Annotated in this window: 20 protein-coding genes and 1 tRNA gene; 7 read left to right on the top strand and 14 right to left on the bottom strand. The window is 70.5% G+C overall.

The window, feature by feature from the left end:
• The first annotated feature begins 18 nt into the window (after positions 1-18).
• The 3 genes from AC1DP1_RS14025 to AC1DP1_RS14015 all read left to right on the top strand — a co-directional run bounded on the left by AC1DP1_RS14025 (position 19) and on the right by AC1DP1_RS14015 (position 2,082).
• The gene (locus AC1DP1_RS14025) at positions 19-927 is read left to right on the top strand and encodes a phosphodiesterase (protein ID WP_477507345.1); all 909 of its coding nucleotides are present in this window, start codon (positions 19-21) and stop codon (positions 925-927) included.
• Between the two features lie 31 nt (positions 928-958).
• A complete protein-coding gene (locus AC1DP1_RS14020) occupies positions 959-1,639 on the top strand; it encodes a histidine phosphatase family protein (protein WP_477507344.1) in 681 nt (226 codons plus the stop codon).
• A gap of 182 nt (positions 1,640-1,821) precedes the next feature.
• Positions 1,822-2,082, top strand: coding sequence for a hypothetical protein (locus tag AC1DP1_RS14015; RefSeq protein WP_457185705.1), 261 nt, complete (start codon positions 1,822-1,824; stop codon positions 2,080-2,082).
• Here the strand turns inward: AC1DP1_RS14015 and AC1DP1_RS14010 are convergent.
• The 4 genes from AC1DP1_RS14010 to AC1DP1_RS13995 form a co-directional block, all read right to left on the bottom strand.
• A complete protein-coding gene (locus AC1DP1_RS14010; protein WP_457185703.1) occupies positions 2,079-3,419 on the bottom strand; it encodes an MFS transporter in 1,341 nt (446 codons plus the stop codon). The two genes, AC1DP1_RS14015 and AC1DP1_RS14010, sit on opposite strands and share 4 nt — an antisense overlap.
• A complete protein-coding gene (locus AC1DP1_RS14005; protein ID WP_477507343.1) occupies positions 3,416-4,372 on the bottom strand; it encodes a carbohydrate kinase family protein in 957 nt (318 codons plus the stop codon). Before AC1DP1_RS14005 ends, AC1DP1_RS14010 begins: the two co-directional genes overlap by 4 nt.
• A 7-nt stretch (positions 4,373-4,379) precedes the next feature.
• Positions 4,380-5,624, bottom strand: coding sequence for an AGE family epimerase/isomerase (locus AC1DP1_RS14000; RefSeq protein ID WP_477507342.1), 1,245 nt, complete (start codon positions 5,622-5,624; stop codon positions 4,380-4,382).
• Positions 5,625-5,707: 83 nt separating this feature from the next.
• Positions 5,708-5,789 (bottom strand) — tRNA-Tyr (locus AC1DP1_RS13995).
• Positions 5,790-5,885: 96 nt separating this feature from the next.
• Between AC1DP1_RS13995 and AC1DP1_RS13990 the strand changes: the two genes are divergently transcribed.
• Positions 5,886-6,377, top strand: coding sequence for a YajQ family cyclic di-GMP-binding protein (locus tag AC1DP1_RS13990; RefSeq protein ID WP_191194441.1), 492 nt, complete (start codon positions 5,886-5,888; stop codon positions 6,375-6,377).
• Positions 6,378-6,887: 510 nt separating this feature from the next.
• Here the strand turns inward: AC1DP1_RS13990 and AC1DP1_RS13985 are convergent.
• From AC1DP1_RS13985 to AC1DP1_RS13965, 5 genes are read right to left on the bottom strand one after another with little or no spacing between them, the layout of a single operon-like run.
• Positions 6,888-7,541 (bottom strand): cobalamin B12-binding domain-containing protein, encoded by a 654-nt coding sequence (locus AC1DP1_RS13985; RefSeq protein WP_477507341.1) that lies wholly within the window; start codon positions 7,539-7,541, stop codon positions 6,888-6,890.
• Positions 7,542-7,599: 58 nt separating this feature from the next.
• Positions 7,600-8,577 (bottom strand): sulfate/molybdate ABC transporter ATP-binding protein, encoded by a 978-nt coding sequence (locus tag AC1DP1_RS13980; protein WP_457185695.1) that lies wholly within the window; start codon positions 8,575-8,577, stop codon positions 7,600-7,602.
• Positions 8,578-8,635: 58 nt separating this feature from the next.
• Complete coding sequence (locus AC1DP1_RS13975; protein ID WP_457185693.1) at positions 8,636-9,508, bottom strand: sulfate ABC transporter permease; 873 nt, start codon at positions 9,506-9,508, stop codon at positions 8,636-8,638.
• Complete coding sequence (cysT, locus tag AC1DP1_RS13970; RefSeq protein ID WP_477507340.1) at positions 9,501-10,349, bottom strand: sulfate ABC transporter permease subunit CysT; 849 nt, start codon at positions 10,347-10,349, stop codon at positions 9,501-9,503. The genes AC1DP1_RS13975 and cysT overlap by 8 nt, the downstream gene beginning before the upstream one ends.
• Positions 10,350-10,373: 24 nt before the next feature.
• Entirely contained in the window at positions 10,374-11,411 is a 1,038-nt protein-coding gene (locus tag AC1DP1_RS13965; protein WP_477507339.1) for a sulfate ABC transporter substrate-binding protein, read from the bottom strand.
• A 230-nt stretch (positions 11,412-11,641) separates the two neighbouring features.
• Between AC1DP1_RS13965 and AC1DP1_RS13960 the strand changes: the two genes are divergently transcribed.
• The gene (locus tag AC1DP1_RS13960) at positions 11,642-13,567 is read left to right on the top strand and encodes a 2-oxoacid:acceptor oxidoreductase subunit alpha (RefSeq protein ID WP_477507338.1); all 1,926 of its coding nucleotides are present in this window, start codon (positions 11,642-11,644) and stop codon (positions 13,565-13,567) included.
• The gene (locus AC1DP1_RS13955; protein ID WP_477507337.1) at positions 13,567-14,697 is read left to right on the top strand and encodes a 2-oxoacid:ferredoxin oxidoreductase subunit beta; all 1,131 of its coding nucleotides are present in this window, start codon (positions 13,567-13,569) and stop codon (positions 14,695-14,697) included. The genes AC1DP1_RS13960 and AC1DP1_RS13955 overlap by 1 nt, the downstream gene beginning before the upstream one ends.
• A 211-nt stretch (positions 14,698-14,908) precedes the next feature.
• Here AC1DP1_RS13955 and AC1DP1_RS13950 read toward each other — a convergent pair whose 3' ends face one another.
• Positions 14,909-15,319: a hypothetical protein gene (locus AC1DP1_RS13950; RefSeq protein WP_477507336.1), complete on the bottom strand. Its 411-nt coding sequence runs from the start codon at positions 15,317-15,319 to the stop codon at positions 14,909-14,911.
• A gap of 101 nt (positions 15,320-15,420) precedes the next feature.
• Here AC1DP1_RS13950 and rarD point away from each other — a divergent pair, with 101 nt between their 5' ends.
• The gene (gene rarD / locus AC1DP1_RS13945) at positions 15,421-16,329 is read left to right on the top strand and encodes an EamA family transporter RarD (RefSeq protein ID WP_477507335.1); all 909 of its coding nucleotides are present in this window, start codon (positions 15,421-15,423) and stop codon (positions 16,327-16,329) included.
• Between the two features lie 161 nt (positions 16,330-16,490).
• Here rarD and AC1DP1_RS13940 read toward each other — a convergent pair whose 3' ends face one another.
• The 4 genes from AC1DP1_RS13940 to nuoL are packed head-to-tail and all read right to left on the bottom strand — an operon-like array spanning position 16,491 to position 22,469.
• Complete coding sequence (locus AC1DP1_RS13940; protein ID WP_477507356.1) at positions 16,491-17,468, bottom strand: polyprenyl synthetase family protein; 978 nt, start codon at positions 17,466-17,468, stop codon at positions 16,491-16,493.
• A 17-nt stretch (positions 17,469-17,485) separates the two neighbouring features.
• On the bottom strand, positions 17,486-19,078 hold the full coding sequence (gene nuoN, locus AC1DP1_RS13935; RefSeq protein ID WP_457185679.1) for an NADH-quinone oxidoreductase subunit NuoN: 1,593 nt from the start codon (positions 19,076-19,078) through the stop codon (positions 17,486-17,488).
• Positions 19,075-20,562: an NADH-quinone oxidoreductase subunit M gene (locus AC1DP1_RS13930; RefSeq protein ID WP_477507334.1), complete on the bottom strand. Its 1,488-nt coding sequence runs from the start codon at positions 20,560-20,562 to the stop codon at positions 19,075-19,077. Before AC1DP1_RS13930 ends, nuoN begins: the two co-directional genes overlap by 4 nt.
• The gene (gene nuoL / locus AC1DP1_RS13925) at positions 20,559-22,469 is read right to left on the bottom strand and encodes an NADH-quinone oxidoreductase subunit L (RefSeq protein WP_477507355.1); all 1,911 of its coding nucleotides are present in this window, start codon (positions 22,467-22,469) and stop codon (positions 20,559-20,561) included. Before nuoL ends, AC1DP1_RS13930 begins: the two co-directional genes overlap by 4 nt.
• Between the last annotated feature and the right edge of the window lie 60 nt (positions 22,470-22,529).

Raw genomic sequence — 22,529 nt, 5'->3', positions numbered from 1 at the left:
GGTCCTAGGCTGCTCACCGTGATCCAGCTCGGCCAGTACGCCGCCCCGCGGCACGTCGTCGCCCACCTCAGCGACCCGCACCTCATCGGAGGCGGCGGCCTCCACTACGGCGTCATCGACAACGACGCCAACCTGCGCCGGACGCTCGACCGGCTGGCGGCCGTGCAACCGGCACCGCAGGCGATCGTCTTCACCGGCGACCTCGCCGACCGGGCCGAGCCCGACGCCTACGACCGGCTCCGATCGATCGTCGAGCCCTTCGCCGCCGGGATCGGCGCGACGCTCGTCTGGACGATGGGCAACCACGACGAGCGCGCACCCTTCGCGAAGGCCCTCTTCGACTCCGACGACGCGGGCTGCCAGGACCGGGTGCACGAGGTCGACGGTCTGCGGATCGTCGCCCTCGACACCAGCGTGCCGGGATACCACCACGGTGAGCTGCTCCCCGAGCAGCTGGCGTGGCTGGCCGACGTCCTCGCCACGCCTGCCGAGCACGGCACGCTGCTGGCGATGCACCACCCGCCGCTCCCGCTGCCGATGATCCGAGCCGCCGAGCTCATCGAGCTGCACGACCAGCAGGCGCTCGGCGACGTGATCACCGGCACGGACGTGCGCGGCATCCTGGCCGGGCACCTCCACCTGCCGACGTGGTCGACCTTCGCCGGCGTACCGGTCTCGGTGACGGCGGCCAGCTGCTACACCATCGACCCGGCGCCCGTCGACCGCTTCGTGTCGGGCGTCGACGCCGGCCACGGCTTCACGATGGTGCACACCTACGACGACCGCCTCGTGCACACCCAGGTGCTGCTCGAGCGCGGCACCGAGGTGAGCCACGTCGGCTCCGACATCGCCGAGGCACTGGAGGGCGTGCCGCTGGAGCAGGCCCGCGAGCTCGCCTCCAGCAAGACGTCCCCGTTCAACGACTAGCCAGCGACCAGCTCCGTTCAGAGGACCCTTCTTGCGACTCCTGCTCATGCGTCACGGCCAGACCCACGCCAACGTCTCCGGCGAGCTCGACACCGCCCACCCCGGTCTCGACCTCACCGACCTCGGTCGCGCCCAGGCCGCGGCGGCCGCGAAGGCGATCGCCAGCGAACGGATCGACGCGATCTACGTCTCCAGCCGGGTGCGTACCCACCAGACCGCCGCCCCCACCGCCGAGGACCGCGGCATCGAGCCGGTCCAGCTCGACGGGCTGCAGGAGATCGACGCCGGTGACTTCGAGATGCGCAGCGACCACGACGCGGTCGCCGGCTACATCGGCGCCGTCGCCACCTGGCTCGAGGGCGACCTCACCCACCGGATGCCGGGCGGCGAGACCGGCGAGGAGTTCCTCGCCCGCTACGACGCGGCCGTCCGTACCATCGTCGAGGCGGGCCACGACGCCGCGCTGGTCGTCAGCCACGGGGCCGCGCTCCGCACCTGGGTCTCGACCCGGATGACACCCCACCCCGACGCGCCGCCCCCGACCCAGCCGCTCCACAACACCGCGCTCGTCGTGCTCGAGGGCGACCACGACTCCGGCTGGGAGATGGTGTCCTGGCAGGGCCACCCCGTCGGCGGTGACTTCCTCGAGGACCCGACCGCCGAGGACCCCACCGGCGACCTCGACCCCGACGGGGACGGCGAGATCGGCTGATCCCGGCGCGGCCATGAATCCCCGGTCAGCCGGGGATCGCTGAACTTGTCAGGCCTTGCACGGGCCGACAACCTACGGAATCCCCGGTCAGCCGGGGATCGCGCGGCGACTCCGGAGGCGACACCCGCCACACGTGTGGCGGTTGTGGCCTCCCCGCTCCGTCGCGCCGCTACGTTCGTCCCGTGCACGTCTTCATCCGGCCGACCCAGTCCTTCCTCGCCTGCCACGTCTGCGAGGGGCTGGTGTTCGCGCGGCGCGAGGTGAAGATGACGACGACCGGGATGACGTTCTTCGACCTCGACTGGTTGAACCGCTCGGCGGAGGGCGTGATCTGCATCCGCTGCGGCTTCGTCCACACGTTCATGGGCGACGCGCACCAGTTCGTCGATCCCGCGGTCGTCAACCCGCAGGACCTCCCGAAGGACCCGCTGGCCCAGGGCTAGACGCCCTCCGTGCCGATCCCCGGGTGGACGAACGGGTGGCCGGCCCGCATCTGCTCGACCGACCCGGGGTGGACCCGGGCGAGGTGGGCCAGCCCGCGGCGGCGGTAGCGAAGGGTCTGCACGACGCCGAGCGTCCAGAAGATGTACTGCACGGACATCGCGAGCTTGAAGTCGCCGAGCGTGTAGGACTCCATCCCACCGGAGGACGACAGGTCGAGGACGACGCCGATCAGGGCCATCGTCAGCAGCGACGCGGTGAAGCCGCCGATGTTGACGAGCCCGTTGGCGCGGCCCGTCTCGTGCGGGGGTGTGAACGAGCGGGCCAGGTCGAAGCCGACCATCGACGCCGGTCCGCCGCTGGCCGTCGCGAACGCCATGACGACCACCAGCCACGTCGGCGCGACGCCGGGCCAGAGCAGCACCCCGGTCCACGGCACGACCATCGTCAGCACGACGCCGACCACGATCCAGGAGCGGTAGTAGGGCAGCCGGCCCACCAGGCGCGCCAGCACCAGCCCGCTCACCACGGCCCACGCGGTCATCGCCATCAGCAGTGTGCTCGCCTCGGCGGAGGACCAACCCAGGCCCTGCACCAGGAACGGGTAGCCCCACAGCAGCGTGAAGACGGTGACGGAGAACTGGGAGGAGAAGTGGGACCACATCCCCAACCGCGTGCCGGGGTTGCCCCACACCGTGCGGACCGACTGGGCGAGCGCCCGGAGCTTGATCGCGACGACCGCGTCGCGCCGGTAGGGCGAGTCCTTGACGAGCGCGACGACCGCGACGAGCAGCACGAGGCCGAGGCTGGAGGCCAGCGCGAACGTGCGCGTCCAGCCCAGCTCGTGGAGGAGGTACGACAGCGGGCCGGCCGCGGCGATCGCGCCGAGCTGCCCCGTCAGGCCGGTGAGCTGGGTGACCATCGGCGCCTGCCGCACCAGGAACCAGATCGTGACGAGCCGGATCACGCTCACGAAGATCATCGCGTCGCCCGCGCCCACGACGGCGCGCGCCGCGACGGCCCCGCCGAAGGAGGTCGTGAAGGCGAAGGCCAGCTGGCCCGCACTCATCAGCACCAGGCCGGCCAGCAGCATGGCGCGCGAGCCGTAGCGGTCGAGCAGGACCCCGACCGGCACCTGCATGCCGGCGTACACGACGAGCTGCAGCACGGTGAACGTCGCCAGGCTGGTGGCGCTGATGTGGAACCGTTCGGACGCGATGATCCCCGCGACACCGAGCGAGCTGCGGTTGAACACCGCCAGCACGTAGACGGCGAGCGAGACACCCCAGATGACCCAGGCCCGCCGCTTGCCGATGTCGTGGATCTGCTCCGCGGTCACTCCTGCCCGGCTTCGTGGTCCACGCCGAGCGCGGCGGAGAGCTCCGCGCGCGTCGGCGGGTCGGCGCCAGGCCGGGAGACGTTGATCGCAGCGCCGATGGCGGCGGTGGTGACGACCTCGAGCAGGTCGCGGTCGGTCAGCGCGCGGAGCGCCTCGGCTGCACCTGCGCCGCGCACGCCGTGAGCCAGCAGGGCATCGACCAGCACGCCGCTGAAGGTGTCGCCCGCGCCCACGGTGTCGGCCACGGCGACCGGCACGCCGGGCACGTCGAGCACGGTCCCGCCGGGGCGCACGGCAACCGCGCCGGCACCGCCGCGCGTCACGACGACCAGGCCGGGGCCGGCCTCGGCCCAGCGGGCGGCGGTGGCGACGGGGTCGTCGTCGGGGTGGAGCCAGTGGAGGTCCTCGTCGCTCACCTTGACCACGTCGGCGAGCGCGACGAGCTCCTCGACGCGAGCGACGGGTCCGGTGCGGTCCGGGGTGATCGCGGGGCGCGCGTTCGGGTCGAGCGAGAGCAGCGCCCGCCCACGGTGGGTGCGGAACGCCTCGAGCACCGTGTCGGCGCCCGGGTCGAGGACCGTTGCGATGGACCCCACGTGGAGCACGTCGCACGGCTCGTCGGGCACCGACTGCAGGTGCCAGTCGAGGTCGAAGTCATAGGTCGCGGCGCCGGACTCGTCGAGCGTCACCGCCGCGGTCGACGTACGGCCGGAGCCGGTCGGGCCCGCGAGCACGGTGACGTCGCTGGCCTCCAGCCACGCCCGCACGGCGTCACCACGCGGGTCGTCGCCGAGGAGCGTCACGAGACGTACGTCGCGCCCGAGCCGGCCCAGAGTGATCGCGACGTTGGCGGGGCTGCCGCCGGGGTGGTCGCGGGTCGTGCCGTCGGGGCCGGGCACCACGTCGACGAGCGCCTCGCCGACGACGAGGATCCGGGGCTGCGCGTCGGTCATGCCCCCATCATGCCGGTGCGCGGAGCCCGCCCGACATCGCCACCGCACGGGCGAGACTCGGGGCGAGGGGCAGTCGCGGGAGGAGGGTCGCCTGCACCGCGTGGTAGAGGTCGGGCTTGCCGGGCCACACGCTGGCCTGCGGCCGGTTGGCGGCGTCGAGCTCGTGGTGCCACGACCCCCGCTCGAGGTCGACCAGGTGGTCGCGGGCGTAGGCCCACCACTCGGCGTAGCGCCGGGCGTAGCCCTCCTCGCCCGTGCGGCGGTGCAGCGCCGCAGCGGCTGAGATGCCCTCGGCGACCACCCAGTGCATGCGCTGGCGCACGACGGGTCGGCCCTGCCAGTCGGTGGTGTAGACGAAGCCCGGCGCGCCGTCGACGTGCCAGCCGTCGGCGACCGCGCGGTCGAAGAGCAGGCGCGAGGTGTCGAGCAGCCCGGCAGGCGCCGCGTCGCCCAGGGTGGCCTCGAGGTGGAGCAGCAGCCGCGACCACTCGAGGCCGTGCCCGACGGTCGCGCCGTAGGGCTTGAACGGGTCGTCGGGCCGGTCGCTGTTGAGCTCGAGGTCGACCGACCAGTCCGGGCCGAAGTGCTCGGGCAGCCGGCCGTCGTACGACGGTGCGAGCTCGAGCACCAGGCCGGCCAGCCGGGCCGCCCTCCGGTGCCAGACGTCGTCACCGGTGACGTCGCCGACCGCGAGCATCGCCTCGAGCGAGTGCATCGTCGAGTTGAGGCCGCGGTAGGGCACGGGGGTGGTCCAGACCCGGTCCCACTCGTCGACGACACGGCCGAGGTCGTCGTCCCAGAAGTGCTCCTCGAAGACCTGCGTCGCCTCGGCGAGCACGTCGTCGGCGCCCGGCAGGCCCGCGACGACGGCGGTCGAGCCGGCGAGCATCACGAACGCGTGGGCGTAGCAGGACTTGGCGTCGTCGGGCTCGCCGCCCGGACCGACCTCGCCGAACCAGCCGCCGTGCTCGGGGTCGCGGAGCACGCCGCGCAGGCCGTCGAGGGCCCCTGCGGCGGTCGAGGCGGCCCCGTCGACGCCCAGCAGCGCGCCGATCCCGTGGACGTGGACGGTGCGGCTCGTGATCCAGGTGTGCACCGGACGGTCGAGGTCGGGCGCGCCGTCGTCGTCGAGCCACGCCGCACCGCCCCGGGGGTGCACGACGCGTCGGCCGAAGTCGAGCAGACGCCGGCACTCGGCGTCGAGCCAGGCCTCGTCCGGAGCGGCGGCGTCGTGGAGGGAGGCGTCGTCCATCCGGGCAGTCAAGCAGCCACGACCCATGACGCACGAGACCCCCGCACACCGGTGCGGGGGTCTCGCGACTGGACGACGTCCAGTGGCAGGTAGAGGATTCGAACCTCTGTAGGCAATGCCGGCTGATTTACAGTCAGCTCCCTTTGGCCGCTCGGGCAACCTGCCGGGCCGTGCGGAACAATAGCAAGGCACGCACTTCACCACGAATTGCCGGGGCACGCTGCGGCGAGCCCCGCGACGAGCCCCTCAGGAGGCACAACCATGGCTGACTCGAGCTTCGACATCGTGAGCAAGCTGGACCGCCAGGAGGTCGACAACGCGCTCAGCCAGACGGCCCGGGAGATCGCGAACCGCTTCGACTTCAAGGGCACCGGGGCGTCCATCGAGTGGAAGGGCGAGCAGGCGATCGAGATCACGGCCTCGGCCGACGACCGCGCCAGCGCCGTGCTCAGCGTCTTCCAGGACAAGCTGATCAAGCGCAACCAGAGCCTGAAGATCCTCGACGCCTCCGAGCCGCGCCAGTCCGGCCAGGTCTCCAAGATCGACATCGCGCTCAAGGAGGGCATCACCTCCGAGGACGCCAAGAAGATCTCCAAGCTCATCCGCGACGAGGGCCCCAAGGGCGTCAAGGCGCAGGTGCAGGGCGAGGAGCTGAGGGTCTCGTCGAAGAAGCGCGACGACCTGCAGGCCGTCCAGCAGCTGGTGAAGTCGCAGGACTACGACTTCGCGGTGCAGTTCACCAACTACCGCTGACGCCGCAGGCCACGGGCGTGGGGCGCGCGCCGGTGGCTGAACTGTGTGGAACGTCGAAGATCTCTCGAAGCCGGGGACGCCGCCGGCCGCGCTGCCTACGTTGGTCGTACGCGAGGGTGCGGGAGTCGCACGGGGGGACGCCTGCATCGTCGCCGGAGACGGGAACGCCCCGCGACCAGGGGGTTGGTCGTGGGGCGTTCTTCTCGTCGCCAGATGTCAGCAACGGCGCCGGCGCATGGGTGACCCCGATCGCTCACGGGGGTTGAACGACCGGGGTCACCGACGAGTGTAGGCAGGGCGGTCGGGGCCACCGAAAGTAAAGACGGTGTGACTCGCTTCACAACACGTGACCCCCGCCATCGCGGCGGATGGTCTAGGCCTCTCCCACCCTGAGCGGTGAAGTGAGGCAACGCCTCTTACCGAATCCCGACCTCGGGCGTACCGTCGATCGCAGATGTGGGGATGGGGTCGAGCCCCGTCAGGCCTGGGGGGCTGGCGGGGCTCAGCGCTTCACCAGCGACTGGTGAGCGTGGTCAGCGCACCGACGAGCACCACGACCGCCCGGACGGGGTCGGCCGGCAGCGGCAGCGCCCCGATCTCGGCGAGCGTCTGCTCGTCCGCGCCGCGCCCGGCGGCGTACAGCGGGTGGTCGGCGGCGAGCTTGCGCAGCGCCGACGCGTGCGAGGTGAACATCGTCGGCCGCGTCGCCGCGAGCACGACGGCGTCGGCGCGCGAGCCGCGCGCCGCGGTGAGGATGGCCGGCACCGGAGTGTCCGCCCCCAGGAACCGCGCCCGTACGCCCCGCTCACGCAGCATCAGCGCCACGCAGAGCAGCACCATGTCGTGCCGCTCCCCCGGCGGGCAGGCGAGGAGGACGACCGGCGCCACCGCCGTGGCGTCCGCCAGCACCGGGGCCGGGGGCACCGCAGCCAGCGCGGTCAGCGTGCGGCGCAGCATGTCGCTGACGAAGTGCTCGTGGGCGACCGAGATCGTGCCGGCCTCCCAGCGGTCGCCGACCTCCTGCAGGAACGGAAGGACCACTCCGGTCACCGCACCGGACAGCGGCACGTCCCAGAGGAGCCGGGCGATGGCGACCTCCGCGGCCTCGGCGTCGAAGGTCTCGACGGCGGCCCACAGCTCGTCGGCGGTCGTCGCGATGGTCACAGGCGCACGGTAACCGTCGCTACACGCATCCGTGACCTTCTGGCCGAGCCCGCGGTGGTCAGACGGCCGCAGCCATCCGCGGCACCACGGTCGCCCCAGCCGCAGGGGTGAGCCAGACGGTGCTCCCCTCCTGGAGCCCCTGCGACCGCTGGTGGGCGCGGGTGACCACCACCGACACCTCGTCGCCGTCGACGGTCAGCACGTGGAGGCGCACCTCGAAGCCGATCCGGACCATGCGCGAGATCGTGCCCTCGACGCTCCCCGCCAGCTGGGGCGAGGACTCGAGCTCGATGTCGTGGGGGCGGAGCGAGACGCCACCGAGGTGGGTCACCTCGCCGAGGAACGACATCACGAAGTCGTTGGCCGGCTCGTCGTAGAGCTGGTCGGGGGTGCCGATCTGCTCGACGCGGCCCTCGTTGATCACGACGATCTCGTCGGCGACCTCCAGGGCCTCCTCCTGGTCGTGGGTGACGAAGACGGTCGTCACGTGCACGTCGTCGTGGAGGCGGCGCAGCCAGTCGCGCAGCTCCTTGCGGACCTTGGCGTCAAGGGCGCCGAACGGCTCGTCGAGCAGCAACACGGACGGCTCCACCGCGAGGGCACGAGCGAGCGCCATGCGCTGGCGCTGGCCGCCGGAGAGCTGGGAGGGCAGCCGGTGGGCGAACTGCGAGAGGTGCACGAGCTTGAGCAGCTCCTGGACGCGGTGCTCGATCTCGTCCTTCGGGCGCTTGCGGATCTCGAGTCCGAAGGCGACGTTCTTGGCCACCGTCATGTGCTTGAAGACGGCGTAGTGCTGGAAGACGAAGCCGACGTTGCGCTTCTGCGCGGGCAGGTGGGTGGCCTCGACGCCCTCGATGGTGACCGAGCCGGTGTCGGCCCTCTCCAGGCCCGCGATGATGCGGAGCAGGGTCGACTTGCCGCCGCCGCTGGGCCCGAGCAGGGCGGTGAGCTGGCCGGTCGGGATCGTGACGTTGACGTCGTCGAGCGCCACGAAGTCGCCGAACTTCTTGTTCAGGCCGGTCACTTCGATGCTCATGGTGGTGCCTCTCTGGTCGATCAGGGGTGTGAGGTCAGGGGTGCGGGTGCAGGGGAGGTCAGTGGTTGTTCTTGGGCCGGAGGATCCCGACGACGACGATGCAGGCGACGGACACCATCGCGAGCAGGAAGGCGGTGGCGTAGGCACCCTGCTGGTCGAAGTTGAGGTACTTCTCCTCGACCGCCAGGGTCGCCGTGCGGGTCTGGCCGAGCACGTTGCCCGAGACGACCTTGACCGCCCCGAACTCGCCGAGCGACCGGGCCAGCGTCAGCACGACGCCGTACGTGATGCCCCACTTGATGGAGGGCAGGGTGATCCGCCAGAAGCGCTGGAGCCCGTTGGCGCCGAGGCTCTGGGCGGCCTGCTCCTGCTCGATGCCGATCTCCTCGAGCACCGGCACGAGCTCGCGGATCATCAGCGGCAGCGCCACGAAGGTCGTCGCCATGATGATGCCTGGCGTCGAGAAGATCACGTCGATGCCCCAGCCGGCGAGCGTCGGGCCGAACCAGCCGTTGCGGCCGCCGTAGACCAGCACCAGCGCGAGCCCGACGACGATCGGCGACACCGAGAGCGGGATGTCGAGCAGGGAGTTGAGCAGTCGCTTGCCCGGGAACTCGTAGCGGACGAGCAGCAGCGACATGCCGACGCCGAAGACCGTGTTGATGAGCACCGACCAGAACGCGACGTACGCGCTGAGCTGCAGCGCCACGACCATGTCGGGGTCCTCGAGGAGCAGGCGGATCGACTCGAACCCGTTGTCGAAGGTGTGGGTCACGACCAGGGACACCGGCCACGCCACCAGGAAGAACAGGTAGGCGGTGACGATGAACCGGAGCAGGTAGGTGACCGGGGTCTTGCGCACCCGCGGGGACTTGCGGCGCTCCTCGACGGGAGGCACCTCGGCGGGCGGGCGGATCAGCGTGTCAGCCACGTGCAGCCACCCGCCTCTGGATCAGGTCCAGGACCACGATCACCGTGAGCGAGATGGCCAGCAGGACCGTCGCGACGGCCGCGGCGGCCGCGACGTTGTCGTTCTCGATGCTGCTGAGGATGCGCACGGAGGTGACCTCGGTCTTGAACGGGAGGTTGCCCGACAGCAGGACCAGCGAGCCGTACTCGCTGACGCCGCGGGCGAAGGACAGGGCCGCGCCGGCGGTGATGGCCGGCGTGAGGCTGGGCAGGATGATGCGGCGGAAGGTCGTGAACCGGCTCGCGCCGAGCGAGGCGGCGGCCTCCTCCACGTCGAGGTCGAGCTCCTCGAGCACCGGCTGGACCATGCGGACCACGAACGGCAGGGTGACGAAGAGGAACGCGAGGAACACGGCCGGGCGTTGGTTGGCGATGTCGATGCCGATCGGGCTGTCGGTGCCGTAGAGCGAGAGCAGCACCAGGCCGGCGACGATGGTCGGCAGCGCGAACGGGATGTCGATCAGCACCTCCAGCACCGACTTGCCCCAGAAGCGGTCGCGGACCAGGACCCAGGCGATGAGCGGGCCCATCACGACGTTGACGACCGTGACGCCGGCGGCGGTGAAGACGGTGAGCTTGATGGCGGCGGCGGTCTGGCCGTTGGTGATGGTCGTCCAGAAGACGTCCCAGCCGCCGTCGATGGCGGTGACGACGACGGCCGCCAGGGGGATCAGGACCAGCGCGCTGAACCAGATCATGGCGATGCCGAGCCCGAGTCCCGACGACCGCGTGAGCGTGGAGCGCGGCCCCGACCGGCGAGGAGTCCTCGCCGGTCGGACCGCTGCGATCTCAGTTGAGGTCATGACAGATGTGAGTGGCGCGGCAGGTCACTCGAGGGAGAGGCCGGCGCCGAGGATGGCCTCGAAGATCAGGCCGTTCTCCTCGTCGAAGAACTTGGTCGACACCTCGTCCCAGCCGCCGAAGTCCTCGTCGACCGTCAGCAGCGTGCCGACCTCGGGGAACGGGTTGGACGGGTCGGCCGCACCCTCGACGGTGCCGCCGTAGTCGACGTCGTCGCGGATCGGGCGGAAGCCGGTGAGGGCGAACTGCTTCTGGCCCTCGTCGGAGAGGACGAAGTCCAGCCAGGCCTGCGACGGCTCGGAGGCGTCCTCCAGGATGGCGCCCGCGTTCTCGATCAGGAGGCTGGTGTCCGGGAGGACGTACTCGAAGCCCTCGTCGTTCTGCGCGGCGAGGATCGCCTCGTTCTCGTAGGCCATCAGGACGTCACCGGTGCCGCCGAGGAAGGCGGTGGTGGCGTCACGACCGCTGCTGGGCAGCGACACGACGTTCTTGAAGAACTTGTTGACGTACTCGGTGGCTTCCTTCTCGGTGCCACCGTCGCTGATGACCTGACCGTAGGCCGCGAGGGCGTTCCAGCGCGCGGCACCGGACGACGCGGGGTTGGGCGTGACGATCTCGACGCCCGGCTTGATCAGGTCGTCCCAGTCCTTGATGTTCTTGGGGTTGCCGTCGCGGACACCGAACACCACGACCGAGTGCGACACGACGCCCTTGTTGTCCCCGGCGTCCCAGTCGTCCGCCACGAGGCCCTCGTCGACGAGACGGGTGACGTCGGTCGGGACCGAGAAGTGGACGTAGTCGGCCTTGAGGCCGGCGGCGACGGCGCGGCTCTGGTCCCCCGAAGGACCGTAGGAGGTCTGGAACTTCACGCCCTCACCCTCGGGCGTCTTGTTGAACTCCGTGGCGATGTTCTTGTTGGCGGCCTCGGGGACCGCGAAGCCGACGATGTGGATGGTGTTGGAGTCATCCTCGTCGCTGCTGCTGGCGCCACCGGGGGCGCAGGCGGACAGGGCCAGTGCCCCGACTAGTGCGGCCGCAAGCGCGGCACGTGAACGGATCTGCATGGGGGATGCTCGACTTTCTCGATCGGGGTGCAATGTCGAGAAAGATACATGACTTTATCGACCGCGATGACATTGACCGGAGTTCGGGCGCGTGTCGTGGGTCACGCACGCCGCGGACGGGGTACCGGGGAGGCGTCCATCACGTGGGGAGCGGCGGGATCACGCCCCGGCCGCGACTATCGTGGGCAGCTGGGAGACGACTCTCGTGACACGTAGGAAGCAGGGCAGAGGTGACCCAGACCGACAAGCAGGTCAAGCAGCTCGACCGCGTCATCATCCGGTTCGCCGGAGACTCCGGAGACGGCATGCAGCTGACCGGTGACCGGTTCACCCAGGAGACAGCGGCGTTCGGCAACGACCTGGTCACGCTGCCCAACTTCCCCGCGGAGATCCGCGCCCCCCAGGGCACGCTCCCGGGCGTGTCGTCGTTCCAGGTGCACTTCGCCGACCACGACATCCTCACCGCGGGCGACGCCCCCGACGTGCTCGTCGCGATGAACCCGGCCGCGCTGCGCGCCAACCTCGGCGACCTCCACAAGGGCGCCACGATCATCGTCGACACCCACGACTTCACCGCGCGCAACCTCACCAAGGCGGGCTACACCGACAACCCGCTGGACGGCGACAGCCTGGACGAGTACGCCCTGCACACCGTCGACCTGACCGGCATGACGGTCGAGGCGGTCAAGGAGTTCGGCCTCTCGCGCAAGGACGCCTCCCGCGCGAAGAACATGTTCGCGCTTGGGCTCCTGTCCTGGATGTACGGCCGCCCCACCGACCCGACGACGGCGTTCCTCACCAAGCGCTTCGCGAAGGTGCCCGACATCCGCGACGCCAACCTGGCGGCGTTCAAGGCCGGGTGGAACTTCGGCGAGACCACCGAGGCCTTCGCCGTCCAGTACGAGATCAAGCCGGCCGTCATGGCGCCCGGCACCTACCGCAACATCACCGGCAACCTCGCTCTGGCCTACGGGCTCGTCGCCGGCGGCGTGCAGTCCGGGCTGCCGGTGTTCCTCGGCACCTACCCGATCACGCCCGCCTCCGACATCCTCCACGAGCTGTCGAAGCACAAGTCCTTCGGCGTGACGACGTTCCAGGCCGAGGACGAGATCGCCGGCGTCGGTGCCGCCATCGGTGCGTCCTACGTCGGCCACCTCGGCGTCACCTCCACCTCGGGGCCCGGCGTGGCGCTGAAGTCCGAGGCGATCGGCCTCGCCGTGATGACCGAGCTGCCGCTCGTCGTCGTCGACGTGCAGCGCGGCGGCCCCTCGACGGGCCTGCCGACCAAGACCGAGCAGGCCGACCTGCTCCAGGCGATGTTCGGCCGCAACGGCGAGGCGCCGGTGCCGATCGTGGCGCCCCAGTCCCCCGGTGACTGCTTCGCCGCGGCCGTGGAGGCCACCCGGATCGCCGTCACCTACCGCACACCGGTCCTGCTGCTCTCCGACGGCTACCTCGCCAACGGCTCCGAGCCGTGGCGGGTCCCGGCCGTCGAGGACCTGCCGGTGATCGACCCCGACTTCGCCACCGAGAAGAACCACGGCAGCGGCGACGACGCCGAGTTCTGGCCCTACCTGCGCGACGACAAGACGCTCGCGCGGCCGTGGGCGATCCCGGGCACGGCCGGCCTCGAGCACCGCATCGGCGGCCTCGAGAAGGGCGACGGGCACGGCAACATCTCCTACGACCCCGCCAACCACGACTTCATGGTCCGCACGCGCCAGGCGAAGGTCGACCGGATCGCCGACTCGATCCCGCTGGTCGAGGTCGACGACCCGTCCGGCGAGGCCAAGGTGCTGGTCCTCGGCTGGGGGTCCACCTACGGCCCGATCGGTGCCGGCGTACGCCGCGTGCGCAAGGCCGGCTACCAGGTCGCCCAGGCGCACCTGCGCCACCTCAACCCGTTCCCCAGCAACCTCGGCGAGGTCCTCAAGGGCTACGACAAGGTGCTCGTGCCCGAGATGAACCTCGGCCAGCTGTCGCTGCTGCTGCGCGCGAAGTACCTCGTCGACGCCGTCGGCTACAACCACGTCCGCGGACTGCCCCTCAAGGCCACCGAGCTCGCCCACGCGATCGGAGAGCTGGTCGGGCAGGCGGAGGGCATCGACGTCGAGCTCGGCGTGTGGGGCGAGCCCACCCAGAAGGAGCACATCTGATGAGCACCCCCCTGACCGGCACGCCCATCCAGTTGGGCCTCCCCGGCCTGCGCTCCGGGACCGAGCAGGTGCCGGCGGCCGACGGACCGCAGACCGGCAAGGACTTCACCTCCGACCAGGAGGTGCGCTGGTGCCCCGGGTGCGGCGACTACGCCGTGCTCAAGGCCGTCCAGTCGTTCCTGCCCGACCTCGGCCTGCGCCGCGAGAACATCGTGTTCGTCTCCGGCATCGGCTGCTCCTCGCGGTTCCCCTACTACCTCGACACCTACGGCATGCACTCGATCCACGGCCGAGCGCCGTCGATCGCGACGGGCATCGCCACGGCGCGCGAGGACCTGTCGGTGTGGGTCGTCACGGGTGACGGCGATGCGCTGTCGATCGGCGGCAACCACCTGATCCACGCCCTGCGTCGCAACGTCAACATGACGATCCTGCTCTTCAACAACCGCATCTACGGCCTGACCAAGGGGCAGTACTCCCCCACGTCGGAGACCGGCAAGGTCACCAAGTCGACCCCGATGGGCTCCCTGGACCACCCGTTCAACCCGGTGTCACTGGCCCTGGGCGCCGAGGCGTCGTTCGTCGCGCGCACCATCGACTCCGACCGCAAGCACCTCACCGCGGTGCTCGCCGCCGCCGCCGCCCACCGCGGCACGTCGCTGGTGGAGATCTACCAGAACTGCCCGATCTTCAACGACGGCGCGTTCGACGCCATCAAGTCGCCCGACACCAAGGCCGACGCGATCATCCCGCTCGTGCACGGCGAGCCGGTCACGTTCGGCAGCACGCTCGAGGACGGGCGCGGGGCGAAGGCCCTGGTCCGCGACACCGCGACCGGCGGTGTCCAGGTCGTGGCGACCGCCGACGTGGACGCGGCTGACATCGTGGTCCACGACGCCCACAGCCCCGACCCGACGATGGCCTTCGCGATCTCGCGGCTCACCGACTCCGGCTACCTCAACACCTCGCCGATCGGCATCTTCCGCCAGGTCGAGCGACCGACGTACGACGACCAGGCTCGCGAGCAGGTCTCCGTGGCCGTCGCCGAGGCCGGAAATGGCGACGCCGCCGACCGCTCCGCCCGTCTGGCGTCGCTGATCGGCGGCGGCGACACCTGGACGATCATCTGACGATCAGCTGATCGTCGTCCGGATCGTCCAGGTGCGGTGAGGCGGGGTTCAGCCTCGATCCACCGATCGACGCCGTCGCGAGCGTCGCCAGGCGGGTGTGATGGCTAGGCGGAGCGCCGAAGGCGGGCCGCTGGGCCCGTCGAGTGTGCGACAACGCCGCCAGCGCGCCCGAATGGCGGCGCGCAGCAGGCGAGAGATCGTGGATCGGGGCTCAGTCGAAGTAGAGCGTCCAGACCTTGCCCTTGGTGTTGCCGAAGCCGTTGGAGTGGTCGACCTTCGAGCGCCACTTCCAGCGACCCTTGTCCGGGGCGAAGATGCGGGTCTTGAAGACGCCGCTGTCGTTGGTCTTCACCTTCTTCACGGTCTTCCACTTGCAGGAGCCGCACGCCTTCTTGAGGATCTTCACCTTCTGGTTGGCGTAGGGCAGCAGGGTGCCGTCGAGCTGCGGCTCCGCCACCGTGCCCTTGAGCTTGAAGGCGTTGTAGGAGACCTGCTTGGTCTTCGGCGGCACCTCCTCGATGACGCGCTTCGGAAGCGCCCCGGCGCCGGCGCTCGTGCCGAGCCCGCCGACCAGGAGCAGTGCGGCGACCAGGGCCGACAGGACGGTGCGGAGAGTCCGCATGGTGAGTTCCCCCTCGAGTGATGATGACGACGTGGCCTGACGGGGTCCCACGCCCCGAGGCCGCTCCATCGTAGGCGACCGGCCGCCTCTACACTCCGGGAGTGCCAGATAGCCGACGCGGACTGATCTTCGGCGCGGTGGCCTACATCCTCTGGGGCACCTTCCCCCTCTACTGGACGCTGCTCGAGCCGGCCGGCGCGATCGAGATCCTCGCCCACCGCATCGTCTGGTCGGTGCTCACGATGCTCGTCATCCTCGTCCTGGCCCAACGCGTGGGGCAGTTCCGCGCGCTGCTGCGCGACCGCCGCAAGCTGCTCCTCATCTGCAGCGCAGCCGTCGTCATCACGGTCAACTGGGGCGGCTACATCTGGGGCGTCAACAACGCCCGCGTCGTCGAGACCTCGCTGGGCTACTTCATCAACCCGCTCGTGACCGTGCTGATGGGCGTGCTGATCCTCGGCGAGCACCTGCGGCGCCTGCAGTGGATCGCGATGGGCATCGCATTCGTCGCGGTCGTCGTGCTCACGATCGACTACGGGCGCCCGCCCTGGGTCGCGCTCGTCCTCGCCTTCTCCTTCGGCACCTACGGCCTGCTCAAGAAGCAGGCGGGCGTCGGAGCCGTGGAGAGCATCACGCTGGAGACCCTGGTCATCGCACCGTTCGCAGCGGCGTACATCGCCTGGCTGGTCAGCACCGGCGAGTCCACCTTCGGCAGCCAGGGCGCCGGGCACGCGATCCTCTTCACGACCACCGGCATCATCACCGCCGTCCCGCTGATGCTCTTCGGCGCCGCGGCGATCCGGGTCTCGATGGTCTCGCTCGGGCTGCTGCAATACCTCGCCCCCACCATCCAGTTCGCCCTCGGCATCCTCGTCTTCGACGAGGCCATGCCCGCCAGCCGCTGGATCGGTTTCGGCCTGGTCTGGGTCGCGCTCGCGATCTTCACGGTCGAGGCGGTCAACCACCGCCGCCGCCAACTGCGCCTCGTGGCGCACGCCAGCGCGGTCTGAGCGAGCTTCTCGGGGGCGGTGGCCCACCCACATCCCGGCCTCGTGGAACGTGGCTCCCACACCGCCCACGGGCGCGGCGGCATGCGACACGCGCGCCGGCGGTGGCCCACCCACATTCGAGCCTTCGTGGAACGTGGCTCAGGCACCGCCCCGCGGCGAGGTCAGGACGAGCGGGTCGCGACGATGTCGGCGAAGGACTCCAGCGCCGTACGCACGGGGCCCGGGTCGAGGGCCTCGAGGAGCTTCTTGGCGCGGGCGGCCTCGGCCAGCACGTGGTCGCGGGCCTGGTCCATGGCCGGGTGGCGGCGCATGAGCTCGAGGGCCTCGGCGTGCTCGGCGTCGTCGGTCAGCGGGCGGCCGAGGAGCGACAGCAGCCGGGCGTCGGCCGGGTCGGTGGAGGCCTGGGCCATGAGGACGGGGAGGGTGGGTACGCCCTCGCGCAGGTCGGTGCCGGGCGTCTTGCCGGACGTGTCGGACTCGGAGGCGATGTCGAGGATGTCGTCGGTCAGCTGGAAGGCCGAGCCGACGATCTCGCCGTAGGAGCTCAGGGCCTCGACGACGTCGGGGCGGGCGCCGCTGAACATCGCGCCGTAGCGGGCGGACGTGGCGATCAGCGAGCCCGTCTTGCCGGCGACGACGTCGAGGTAGTGCGCCAGCGGGTCCTCGCCCGGGCCGGGCGGGACGGTCTCCATGATCTGGCCCTCGACGAGCCGGGTGAAGGTACGCGCCTGGATGAGGACCGCCTCGGGCCCCAGCTCGGCGGTGAGCTCAGAGGAGCGCCCGAACAGGAAGTCGCCGGTGAGGATCGCGACGTTGTTGTCCCAGCGGGCGTTGGCGGTCGTCGCGCCCCGACGCAGGGACGCCTCGTCCATCACGTCGTCGTGGTAGAGCGAGGCGACGTGGGTCAGCTCCACGACGCAGGCGGCCGTGTCGACCGCGTCCGCGTCGGGGTCCGGGCCGGCCTCCGCAGCGAGCAGCACCAGCAGCGGTCGGAAGCGCTTGCCACCGGCCATCATCAGGTGCGCCGCGGCCTCCGAGACGAACTGAGCACGCCCCCGGCAGTGGTCGGCGAGCATCACCTCGATGCGCGCCATCCGCTCGACCAGCCGCTGCTCGAGAGCGGCGTCGACGACGGGCATTGCAAGGGACGAGTCGGTCACCTGATGAATTCTCCCGCAACGGCCGCGAGATCGAGCACCGGCCCCGGCAGCACGCCGAGGACGAGGGTGATCGCGGCACCGACGGCGATGGTCGTCGCGGTGAGCACCGACGGGTACGCGACGCTCGGGCCGTCGCCGACCGGCTCGTCGAAGTACATGACCTTGATGACCCGGACGTAGAGGAACGCCGCGATGATGCTCGCGATGACGGCCGCCACCACGACGGGCCAGGCGCCGGCGGCCAGGGCCACGGAGAAGACCGCGAGCTTGCCCACGAAGCCGGAGGTGAGCGGGATGCCCGCCATGGCCAGCAGGAAGAAGGCGAACACCGCAGCCACCACCGGCGACTCCTTGCCGAGGCCGGCCCACCGGTCGATCGCGGTGGTCTCACCCGCGCCGTCACGGACCAGGCTGACCACCGCGAACGCGCCGATCGTCGCGAACCCGTAGGTCGCGAGGTAGAAGAGCACGGCCTGGACCGAGCTGATCTCGCCGACGGCCAGCTGGTCGGCGGCCTGCAGGCCGAGGACGCCGGTGAGGATGAAGCCGGTGTGGGCGACCGACGAGTAGGCCAGCAAGCGCTTGATGTCGGTCTGCGTGATGGCCAGCGCGGCACCGACGAACATCGACAGCACGGCGATGATCCACAGCATCGGCTGCCAGGACCAGCGGTCCGCGCCGAGGGCGACGTAGAACAGGCGCATGATCGCGCCGAAGGCCGCGACCTTCGTGCCGGCCGCCATGAAGGCGGTGACCGGGGTCGGGGCGCCCTGGTAGACGTCGGGCGTCCACGCCTGGAACGGCACGGCGCCGACCTTGAACAGCAGGCCGACCGAGAGCAGGCCCGTGCCGATGAGCAGCAGCGCCTGGTTGCCCACGTCGTTGCGCACCGCCTCGTTGATCGAGGCGAAGTCCAGGGCGCCGGCGAAGCCGTAGAGCAGCGCCGCACCGTAGAGGAAGAAGCCCGAGGAGAACGCGCCGAGGAGGAAGTACTTGAGCGCAGCCTCCTGGCTGAGCAGGCGCCGGCGGCGCGCGAGCCCGCTCAGCAGGTAGAGCGGCAGCGACAGGACCTCGAGGGCGACGAACATCGTCAGCAGGTCGTTGGCCGCCGGGAAGAGCATCATGCCGAAGACCGCGAACATCATCAGCGGGTAGACCTCGGTGTGCTCGCGGTTGGCCGCGATCGAGGCGGTCTCCGCGTCCGTCCCCGGCACGGCGGCGGCCTGGCCGGCGAACGCCGACACCCCGCCGTCGAGGTGCCGCTCGGCGAAGAGCAGCACGCCGCCGATGGCCAGCGCGAGGATCAGGCCCCAGAGGAACAGGCTCGGCCCGTCGACCGCGATCGTCCCGCCGACGGCGAGCACGCCGCGCGCGGCGCCGTCGTCGTACGTCTGCACGTCCTGCGCGACCAGCACCACGCCGACGAGGGCGAGCACGAGGCCACCGAGCGCCAGCACGACCTGGGCGGTGTAGCGGATGGAGCGCGGGAGGAACGCCTCGACGACGACGCCGAGGCAGGCGACACCGAAGACGGCCAGCAGCGGCCAGAGCTCGAAGTACTCGACGCTGGGCTTCACGAACTCGGTCACTGGGGACCACCCTCCTGGCCGATGCCCACACTTGCGAGCGACTCGTGGACGAACGGGTTGATGACGTCGAGCAGCGGCATCGGGTAGAAGCCGAACAGCAGGAGCGCGAGCAGCAGCGGGACGAGGATGCCCACCTCACGCCGATCGAGGTCGGCCACCGGCGCCATGCCGACCCGCTCGGGACCGGTCATCGTCCGCTGGTACATCCAGAGCGCGTAGAACGCGGCGAGGACGATCGCGAGGACGGCGACCGAGCCGACCAGCCAGTGGTGCTCGAACGCGGCGATGATGACGAGCATCTCGGAGACGAACGGCGACAGGCCGGGGAGGCCGGCGGCGGCGAGGCCACCGACGAGGAAGAAGCCGGCCAGCAGCGGTGCTGCCTTCTCCACCCCGCCCATCTCCCGGATGGACGCGGTGCCGGTGCGACGGATCAGGAACCCGGCGACGAGGAACATCAGCGCCGTCGCGATGCCGTGGTTGACCATGTAGAGGATCGCGCCGGAGCTGCCGTTCGAGCTGAACACGAAGATGCCCAGCACGATGAAGCCGAAGTGCGAGAGCGACGTGAGGCCGATCAGGCGCAGGACGTCGTCCTGGGCGATGGCGACCAGCGCGCCGTAGACGATGGAGATCAGCGCGAGCACGATCACGACCGGCGTCGCCCACTGCGAGGCGTCGGGCAGCAGCCCGAGGCAGAAGCGCAGCATGCCGAACGTGCCGATCTTGTCGAGGATGCAGACCAGCAGGACCGAGGTGCCGGTGGTCGCCTTCTCGGTCGTGTCGGCCAGCCACGTGTGGACCGGGAACATCGGCGCCTTGATCGCGAAGGCGATGAAGAAGCCGACGAACAGCCAGCGCTGCGTGGTCTCGTCGATGTCGAGCGCGGCCAGGTCGCTGATCAGGAAGCTCGGGTTGCCCGCGTTGGCGGAGACCACGTAGAGCCCGATCACCGAGGCGAGCATGATGAGCCCGCCGGCGAGCTGGTAGATGAGGAACTTGGTCGCGGCGCGGCCCCGGCCGGCCCGGCCGAAGCCGCCGATCAGGAAGTACGCCGGGATCAGCGTCGCCTCGAACACGACGTAGAAGAGCAGCACGTCGGTGGCCGTGAAGACCGCCAGCGACATCGCCTCGAGGGCCAGGGTCCAGGCGAAGAAGGCCTTCGCGCCGTTGTTGCCCGGCGCCTCCGACTCGTGCCAGCCGGCCAGCAGCACGATCGGCACGAGGACGACCGTGAGCAGGACCATCAGCAGGCCGAGGCCGTCGACGCCGAGCGCGTAGTGGACGCCGAGCGACTCGATCCACGTGCGGGTCTCGGTGAGCTGCATGCCGTCGCCGGCGTTGTACTGCGCAGCGACCACGATGCCGGCCACCAGGGTCGCGGCGGCGAAGCCGAGGCCGACCAGCCGGGCGACCGCGGCCGGCACGAAGGCCGTGACGAGGGCGCCGACGAGCGGCAGCAGGATCAGGACAGTCAGGATCATCCGAGGTTCACCGCCAGCAGAGCGAGGACGACCAGCAGGGCGCCACCGAGGAGGGACAGGGCGTAGGAGCGGACGAAGCCGTTCTGGACTCGACGCATCGTGGTGGACAGGCCGCCGACGGCGGACGAACCGCCCTCGACGACACCGTCGACGCCGACGCGGTCGAAGGTGGCCAGACCACCGACGAGCGCGGCTCCGGGTCGTACGACGACCGCGTCGTTGATCGCGTCACCGTAGAGGTCGGCGCGTGCGGCGCGGGTCGCGAACGACACGTCCTGCGGGGCCTCGCGCGGGATCTCGCGCTTGCCCACCAGGAACCAGGCCGCGGCGACGCCGAGCGCGACGACGGCGGTGATGATCAGCGTGATCACGATCGCGGGCAGCGGCGGCTCGTGGTGCTCGACGTGTCCGGTCACCGGCTCGAGCCAGGTGACGATCCAGTCGTTGAACAGCAGAAGGCCACCGAGCACCGACAGCGCAGCCAGCACGATCAGCGGGACCGTCATCACCTTGGGCGACTCGTGCGGGTGGACGTCCTTCTCCCAGCGCTTCTCGCCGAAGAACGTCATCAGCATGAGGCGGGTCATGTAGAAGCCGGTGATGCCCGCGCCGATCAGGGCCAGGATGCCGATGAACAGGTTGTCGGCCAGGGCGGTCTCGATGATCCGGTCCTTGGACCAGAAGCCGGAGAAGCCCGGGAAGCCGATGATCGCGAGGTAGCCCATCGCGAAGGTCAGGAAGGTGACCGGCATCGCCTTGCTGAGAGCGCCGTAGTGACGCATGTCGACGTCGTCGTTCATCCCGTGCATGACCGAGCCGGCTCCGAGGAACATGTTGGCCTTGAAGAAGCCGTGCGTCAGCAGGTGGAAGATCGCGAACGGGTAGCCCACCGGACCGAGGCCGGCCGCGAGCATCATGTAGCCGATCTGGCTCATCGTCGAGCCGGCAAGCGCCTTCTTGATGTCGTCCTTGGCACAGCCGAGGATCGCACCCCAGAGGAGCGTGACGGTGGCGACGATGACGACCGCGGTCTGCGCGACGGGCGTGAGGTCGAAGATGAAGTTGGACCGGACGACGAGGTAGACGCCGGCCGTGACCATCGTCGCGGCGTGGATGAGGGCCGAGACCGGGGTCGGGCCCTCCATCGCGTCGAGCAGCCACGCCTGCAGCGGCACCTGCGCGGACTTGCCACACGCACCGAGCAGGAGCAGCAGGCCGAGGGCGTTGAGCGTGCCCTGGCTCGCCTCCCCCGCGAGCTCGCTCACGGCGCCGAAGTCGGCGGTGCCGAAGGTGGCGAACATCAGCGCGATCGCCAGCGACAGGCCGATGTCACCGACACGGTTGATGACGAACGCCTTCTTGGCGGCGGCAGCGGCCGACGGCTTGTGCTGCCAGAAGCCGATGAGCAGGTACGACGCCAGGCCGACGCCCTCCCAGCCCAGGAACAGGCCCACGAAGTTGGCCGACAGGATCAGCGTGAGCATCGCCGCGACGAACAGGTTGAGGTAGCCGAAGAAGCGGCGGCGACGCGGGTCGTGCTCCATGTAGCCGATGGCGTAGACGTGGATCAGCGTCCCGACGCCGGTGATGAGGAGCAGGAACAGCGCGGCCAGCTGGTCGTAGAGCAGGTCCATGCCGACCGTCAGCGAGCCGGTCTCGAACCACGTCCACAGCTGCTGGCCGACCTGCCGCGACTCGGCGTCGCGGCCCACCAGCGCGAAGAACAGCACGAGGCTGAGCACGAAGGACAACCCCGCCAGTGCGGTGCCGAGGAGGTGGCCGTGCTTGTCGGCGGCGGCCTTCAGCGAGGCCGGCAGGAACGGCGCGACGCCGAGCAGCAGGACCGCGCCGAGCACCGGGAGCGCGATGACCAGCCAGAGCAGGTCGAACACACCGCCCGCGCCCATGTCGGGCGCGATCACGGGCGCGTGGGCGCCGTCCTCGGCCATCGGCAGGCCAGCCGCGAG

The organism is Nocardioides sp. P4_G10, assembly GCF_056401175.1.
This window is presented reverse-complemented; position numbering and strand designations above follow the sequence as displayed.